Here is a 6,520-nt window from a genome sequence, read left to right on the forward strand (position 1 = left end):
TATCAGTTTGTGGACAAGGCTTTGTGGACAAAGCTAGCCACCGGCAAAGAGAAGGTAATCAAGGTTGCCGCAGGATGAGATCGCGCGCTTGACAAACATTCCTAATTATCTACACAATGCAGTACATATCATGCTTGGTGAATTTGAATACGTTCTAATAACCGCAGCGGCTGGCCTGGGCGAGAGCGCCTATGGTGCGGCCATTCGTGAAGAGATTGAGAAGGTAGCAGGCCGAAGCTGCTCGATTGGGGCTTTGTACACAACGATTGAGCGGTTGGAGAAGAAGGGCATGCTCAAGACGTGGATGGGCGAGGCTACGGCCCAGCGCGGCGGCCGGGCAAAGCGCATGGTGCGCGTGACGCCGCAGGGCGTGCGTGCGGCGAAGGAGTTTTACGAAGCCATGATGCGCGTAAGCCGTAACGCTTCGTGGGCCAAGGGCAAGCCGGAGCGTGCGATATGACATCACTCGCGGAGATGGCGGCGGTCCTTCTTGCGCCGAAGGACCAGGATGCGGTGCTGGGCGATCTGGCGGAGGCGGGCGCCGGGGAATGGAGTTCCCTTCGCTCGGTGCTGGGGCTTGTGGTGCGGCAGCAGATGGAGCTTTGGCGCGCGTGGCAGCCGTGGGTTGCGGGAGGCGTCGCCTTTGCGGGGAGTCTGCTTTTACTGAGCGTCTCCTTTGGCCTATCGGTACATACGCGCGGCCTATCGGTGCATGCTCCTCATCTTCTGCGCGGCGAGCATGGGTATGGCAGCGTGCTCTGTGAAGCGTTGCTGATGCTGTTGTGGGCGTGGACGAGCGGATTTATGGTGGGGTCAATCTCTGCGAAGACGCGATGGGTGAGCGGCATTCTGTGCGCTATCCCGTGTCTCTCCTGTGTACTTCGGTTTCATGACACCTCTCTCTCGCGTCTGTGCGTGCTCTTGTTTCTGCTACCAGCTGTGGTCGGTGCCGTGCAGGGGGCGCGTCGCGACCGCTTGTCCCATAGGACAGCGGTGACGTTGGCAATAGCCATGATTGCGCTGATGTTGGTTTGGGGCGACATGTATATGCGGAACTGGTTCTTTTCCCTGCCCGCATGGTGGCTTGTGGCTCATGCAGAACGATCCCAACTCTCTAACGAAAGGGCGGCGGCATGAAGGTGCGAAAGAAACAATTTGTAACGGCGGTCTACGTTCTCCTTTTGAGTGCGGTTTCCGCAGTCGCTCAAAGCGATGGGAGCAAGAGCCAGATTGTGGAGCGAGTGATTCATTCGAAGAATTTTGAGGGGAACAAGATTGGCGTAAGCGCCGACCGCAAGCTGGCGGTGTATCTGCCTGCCGGGTATGATGGAGCGTCGAAGCGCTATCCGGTTCTCTACTTCTTCCCGAGCCCTATCGATGGATATCGGACGCTTTTCGATAAGAGCGGCGCACAGGCTCTGTTCGACCGCGCAATCGCGCGAGATACAATTCGCAGCTTCATCCTTGTCTCTGTGGATATGACCACTCCACTGGGAGCTTCGTGGTTTGTGAACTCTCCTGTAACCGGAAACTGGGAAGACTTTGTGGTGCAGGAGCTTGTCCCCTATGTCGATGCTAGCTTCCGCACGATACCGAAGCGGGATGCGCGCGGACTTGTGGGACAACATATGGGAGCCTATGGCGCCATCCGCATCGGCATGAAGCATGCGGATGTCTTTGGTTCGATCTACGGTATGAATCCCGTGGGCACAGGATCAGGTGTGCAGATTATGGATTCAAGGCCCAATTGGGATTTGCTCGCGCATGCGGCTTCTCTGGATGAGGTGAAGAAGGATGGATTTTCTGCGATCTTCACATCGATCTTTCAGGCCCACTTGCCGAACCCGGAGAAGCCACCGCTCTATGTTGATCTGCCTGCGCATCGGGAGGGCGGAAAGTTGGTGATCGACGCGAAGCTCACCGCGCGATTAAGAGATAGCTTCTTTCTGGAGTCGATGATCCCGCAGTATGCGGACAATCTGAAAACGCTGCGTGGCTTCAAGTTTGACTGGTCGCGCAACGATGCGATTTGGGACCACGTCTATTCGAACCAGGCGTTCACGCACAAGCTGAATGAGTTTGGCATTGTGCATGAAGCCGAGGAGTACAACGGGCTTTGGGACGCGAATCCCTACTGGGGAGCGGAGGGTCGCGTAATTGCTGATGTGTTGCCGTTCTTCCAGCAACATGTGGAATTCTAGTCAGGATGGCTATGCGACTTTCTTTAGAGAATAATTGATCGGTCCCCATAAGTCGGCTTACCGTCAGTTAACCGTTCCGATAGTAGCTTCGAGCGGATTACCAGCAATTTGGAAACTGTGGGCTTGAACTATCTCACGATGGGGAAGCGGAAGCAAGGAATAGCAACGCATAAAGGGCGCATATATGCGCCCTTTATGCGTTGCTGTGTTTGTGGCTGAGCCTACAGCGCCGCTTCGCCGCGCTCGTCGTTGCGGATGCGGATGGCGTCGTCGATCTTCGAGAGGAAGATTTTGCCGTCGCCGATGCGGCCGGTGCGGGCTGCGCCGGTGATGGCGGCGATGACCTTTTCCTTGAGCTCGTCAGAGACGACCAGCTCGATCTTGACCTTGGGGAGGAGATCGACCGTGTACTCGCGGCCGCGGTAGAACTCGGTGTGGCCCTTCTGGCGGCCATGGCCGCGGGCTTCGAGAATCGTCATTCCCTCGATACCTGCCTCAAGCAAGGCATCCTTGACTGCATCCAGCTTGGAGGGCTGGAGAATTGCTTCAATCTTCACCATGTTTGTAGTGCCTCTGTTCGGAAACTGCTCAGGGTAGTAAGCCTATCAGGCCAGACCAACCCTTTGGGTTAGCCTGACGTTGACTTTTGATGAACCTCTGACTGCCGTCTTACGAGTTGAAATCGTAGCCTTCTTCGCCGTGCTGCGAAAGATCGAGGCCTTCGTTTTCCTGTTCGGCAGTAACGCGCAGGCCAATAGTCTTATCTACGAGAAAGAGCAGAATCGGAGTGCCAATGAGAGCAAGAAGCCAGGCGATTCCCGCGCCGATGGCCTGGTTGCCAAGCTGTCCCCAATGGCCGTCGAGGCCGCCGGTGGGCAGGGGCTTGCCGGAGGCGTCAGTGCCAAAGGCAGGGTTGATGATGGCTACGGCGAAGATGCCGGTGAGGATGGCTCCAAGTGTTCCGCCCATGCCGTGTACGCCAAAGGCGTCGAGCGAGTCGTCATAGCCGAGCTTGCCCTTGACGATGAGCACCATGAAGGAACAGAAGAAGCCGGCGATGAGGCCAAGGATGAGCGCCGACATGGGCTGTACGTAGCCCGAAGCTGGCGTGATGGCGACGAGTCCCGCGACTGCTCCGGAGATGGCTCCGAGCGCGGTGGGCTTGCCGTTGTGGAACCACTCGAAGATGGTCCAGCCGATGGCAGCAGTGGCTGCGGCGAAGTGAGTGTTGATGAAGGCGGAGGTGGCGAGCGAACTGGCGTTCAGGGCCGAGCCTGCGTTGAAGCCGAACCAGCCTACCCATAGCAGGCAAGCGCCTATGAAGCTGAGCACCAGCGAATGCGGCGGCATGGCGGTCTTGGGATAGCCGAGGCGTTTGCCGAGGTAGAGCGCGGTAATGAGCGCCGAGACGCCGGAGGTGATGTGGACGACGGTTCCGCCTGCAAAGTCGAGCGAAGGGATTTTGCCGCCGTTGGCGTTGAGCAGGCCGCCTGCGCCCCAGACCATGTGCGCCATGGGGCAGTAGACGATGATGGACCAGAGCGAAAGGAAGACGGCCATGCCGCTGAACTTCATGCGCTCGGCGAAGGCGCCGGTGATGAGCGCCGGGGTGATGATGGCGAACATCAACTGGTAGACCATGTAGGTCTGCTCGGGAATGGTTTGCGGATAGACCTTTTCGGGCGATGGCGTGAGAGGCACGTTCTGCAGAAAGATGTGCTCAAAGCCGCCGATGAACCAGTTGCCGTGTCCGAAGGCCAGTGAGTAGCCGATGACGGCCCAGATAACCGTAACGAGGCCCATCATGGCGAAGCTCTGCATCATGGTGGAAAGAATGTTCTTCTTGCGAACCAGGCCACCATAGAAGAGCGCCAGTCCGGGGCCGGTCATCATGAGCACCAGGGCCGCGCAGACAAGCATCCATGCGTTGTCGCCGGCGCTCTGCGCGTTGCTTACGGCAGTTTGCAGAGCGGTGATTTGGGCCTGCGTGCTGGGAGCGGCGGCTGGAGCAGCCTGCGCAAGGCCCAGTACCGGGGCTGCCAGGAGTGCAAACACTGCGAGGAATCGACGACAACGATACATGGTTCCCGTTTCCTAGTTAGATAAAAATGGAGAAGCTGAGAAAGGTTTGCAACGTATCATAACGCATAACGAGGCGCATGATTAGGGCATTTGACTTGCCCACAGCCCGGACCAGCTTTTCGCAATACATCCAGATTGCAGGACAAGAAATAAAGATGAAAGAAGGAATTGCGTACATGTTTTGCAGGGAAGCGAAATTCTGCATGGGCGTTTTTTTGCTGTGTCTGCTTGCGATATCTTGTCCGGCTTACGCGGCTTCCGGTTCCTGTATGAAGCTGACGATGGAGGGCGAGGTTGCATCGGGGCATGTGTGGAGTGCGCCGATGGGGCAGGGGTGGGTCTTTCGGGTGATTCCCATTCAGCCCACGGATAAGTATTCGGGCTGGGATTTGGTTGTGGACCGCGAGCAGCCTGTGGGATTCCCGGATGCGCTTTTGCTGGCTACGCCCCCGTATGGTTCGCTGAGTGAGCGCGAGATTGGCACTACCTATGGACTTCGTGCGCAGGATGCGATTGGCTGGAATCCGCGCAGCTTCCGGTTCCTGACGAACCCGGCGGTTCTGCAACAAGCACAGCAGGCGTACCGCATGCTGCAACCCGGTTCCCAGTCGGGTTCCGCTGCAGACCCCAAGGCCACGGCGCGGCTGCTCGGTCTGATTGGGGCAGCCTCTAACGGTGAGTTCCGCATTCTGGATGCACGTCTTGCTCCGGGCACGGCGGATGCGGCTCCTTATGCCCAGAACTGGGCTCTTGCGGCCTCCCGAACACCACATGAAGTGGTATCGGTACCACAGGGGGCGAGTTCGGCGCGTGGTTCACTGGCATGGATAAGGTTTTCGGTTACGCTCTATCCGCCTGCGGGGTGGCATGTCGCCGGGCAGTGGACCGCGACACCCACAGCCTGTGCACGCTAAATTTCGCACTAAAAGTGCGTCACTTCCGAGCATCCCCTTTTTCATACTTCGCATCGTAAGAAAGTAAGAAGTGGAGTCGTATCCACTCGGTTTCGTGTAACTTATTTGGTCCTCTGTCTGCGACGAGGGTATATTGGAAGATATGACTGCACCTGCAGATCGCGATCGCTATGTCTTTGGAAGTCTCGAGAGCAGCGCGTTTAACCGTGCCAAGCTTCGGGAAGTGAATTACGGTTTTGAGCAGCCGGAGGGCGTGTTCCTCACGACGCTCGATTTTGCCGTGAACTGGGTTCGTAAGAGTTCAGTGTGGCCCATGACGTTTGGCCTTGCCTGTTGCGCTATCGAAATGATGTCGATGGGTGCCTCACGTTTTGACATAGCTCGCTTTGGCGCGGAAGTCTTCCGCCCCTCTCCTCGTCAGGCGGACCTGATGGTTATTGCCGGCCGCGTGTCGCAGAAGATGGCGCCCGTAATTCGCCGGCTGTATGACCAGATGCCCGAACCAAAGTGGGTCATCTCCATGGGAGCCTGTGCCACCTCTGGCGGCGTGTTTAACAACTACGCGCTGGTGCAGGGAGTGAACCAGGTAATCCCAGTTGATGTGTATGTTCCCGGTTGCCCGCCACGTCCTGAGCAGTTGATGTACGCCATCACGCTGCTACAGGAAAAGATTCAGCGGGAGCCGCGCAGTTTGATGAAGACGCTCAACCTGCAGTGAGCTGTTTGCATTGCTTGTTGAGTAGCTAGGTAAGTGTCTCACCCGTTTGGCTGATTTTGGTAGCTGTTTCGATGGCTGCGAAGGGTAGGTCATGTTTGTTAACTGGGATGGGACGGTTGCTGAATCATTGAAAAAAAGTGCCTTAGTCGATTTAATGCTGTGGTACGTTATCGTCTAGCAGCGCCCACCTGCTTGGTTGTTCGCATCGTGCGGCAACCACACAGTCAACAAGGGCAAGACTAGACTTGTTTGATTAACAGTTCAGTTCGATTGCGGAGGAGAAACGCATGTACTCTCGAGGAATGAGGCAGGTGAGCCGCGTGTTGACGTTGGGCTTGCTGGCGTGTTTGCCAGTGGGTTTGAGCGCGCAGGCGAAGTCAGGGGATTACGATCCCGGAAATTCGAAGTGGGACATCTTTGCGGGCTATAGCTACTTGGCGCCGCACGGCACGACGACGACGGGTGTTCAGACGCAGGCGATCAACTTTGGCTCGATTGTGAGCATTTCGCGTTACTTCAACAAGTACGTGGGTGTTCAGTTGGAAGGCCAGGAACATATTCCGAACCAGAACGCGTACTATCCCGTGTGCCCGAGCTGCGGTTCG

At 57.0% G+C, this 6,520-nt stretch carries 7 protein-coding genes and 1 pseudogene; 6 read left to right on the plus strand and 2 right to left on the minus strand.

The window, feature by feature from the left end; translation table 11 throughout:
- Positions 1 to 130: 130 nt before the first annotated feature.
- Genes AC5S3R_RS14890 through AC5S3R_RS14900 form a run of 3 tightly spaced genes read left to right on the plus strand, consistent with a single transcriptional unit; the run spans position 131 to position 2,201 of the window.
- A complete protein-coding gene (locus AC5S3R_RS14890) occupies positions 131 to 460 on the plus strand; it encodes a PadR family transcriptional regulator (protein ID WP_494267885.1) in 330 nt (109 codons plus the stop codon).
- Positions 457 to 1,137, plus strand: a complete 681-nt coding sequence (locus AC5S3R_RS14895) for a hypothetical protein (RefSeq protein WP_494267886.1) — start codon at positions 457 to 459, stop codon at positions 1,135 to 1,137. Before AC5S3R_RS14890 ends, AC5S3R_RS14895 begins: the two co-directional genes overlap by 4 nt.
- Entirely contained in the window at positions 1,134 to 2,201 is a 1,068-nt protein-coding gene (locus tag AC5S3R_RS14900) for an alpha/beta hydrolase (RefSeq protein ID WP_494267887.1), read from the plus strand. Before AC5S3R_RS14895 ends, AC5S3R_RS14900 begins: the two co-directional genes overlap by 4 nt.
- Positions 2,202 to 2,422: 221 nt before the next feature.
- Here AC5S3R_RS14900 and AC5S3R_RS14905 read toward each other — a convergent pair whose 3' ends face one another.
- Both AC5S3R_RS14905 and AC5S3R_RS14910 read right to left on the minus strand, forming a co-directional pair.
- The gene (locus AC5S3R_RS14905) at positions 2,423 to 2,761 is read right to left on the minus strand and encodes a P-II family nitrogen regulator (protein WP_494267889.1); all 339 of its coding nucleotides are present in this window, start codon (positions 2,759 to 2,761) and stop codon (positions 2,423 to 2,425) included.
- A 109-nt stretch (positions 2,762 to 2,870) separates the two neighbouring features.
- Positions 2,871 to 4,283: an ammonium transporter gene (locus AC5S3R_RS14910; protein WP_494267891.1), complete on the minus strand. Its 1,413-nt coding sequence runs from the start codon at positions 4,281 to 4,283 to the stop codon at positions 2,871 to 2,873.
- A gap of 269 nt (positions 4,284 to 4,552) precedes the next feature.
- On the opposite strand from AC5S3R_RS14910, the gene AC5S3R_RS14915 reads away from it, so the two are divergent.
- From AC5S3R_RS14915 to AC5S3R_RS14925, 3 genes and pseudogenes are all read left to right on the plus strand, one after another.
- Positions 4,553 to 5,197: a hypothetical protein gene (locus AC5S3R_RS14915; RefSeq protein ID WP_494267893.1), complete on the plus strand. Its 645-nt coding sequence runs from the start codon at positions 4,553 to 4,555 to the stop codon at positions 5,195 to 5,197.
- 142 nt (positions 5,198 to 5,339) lie between these two features.
- The gene (locus tag AC5S3R_RS14920) at positions 5,340 to 5,915 is read left to right on the plus strand and encodes an NADH-quinone oxidoreductase subunit B (RefSeq protein WP_494267894.1); all 576 of its coding nucleotides are present in this window, start codon (positions 5,340 to 5,342) and stop codon (positions 5,913 to 5,915) included.
- 287 nt (positions 5,916 to 6,202) lie between these two features.
- Positions 6,203 to 6,520 (plus strand): annotated as a pseudogene (locus AC5S3R_RS14925) (hypothetical protein); the annotation flags it as partial.

The organism is Occallatibacter sp. FHG110214_02, from assembly GCF_059115385.1.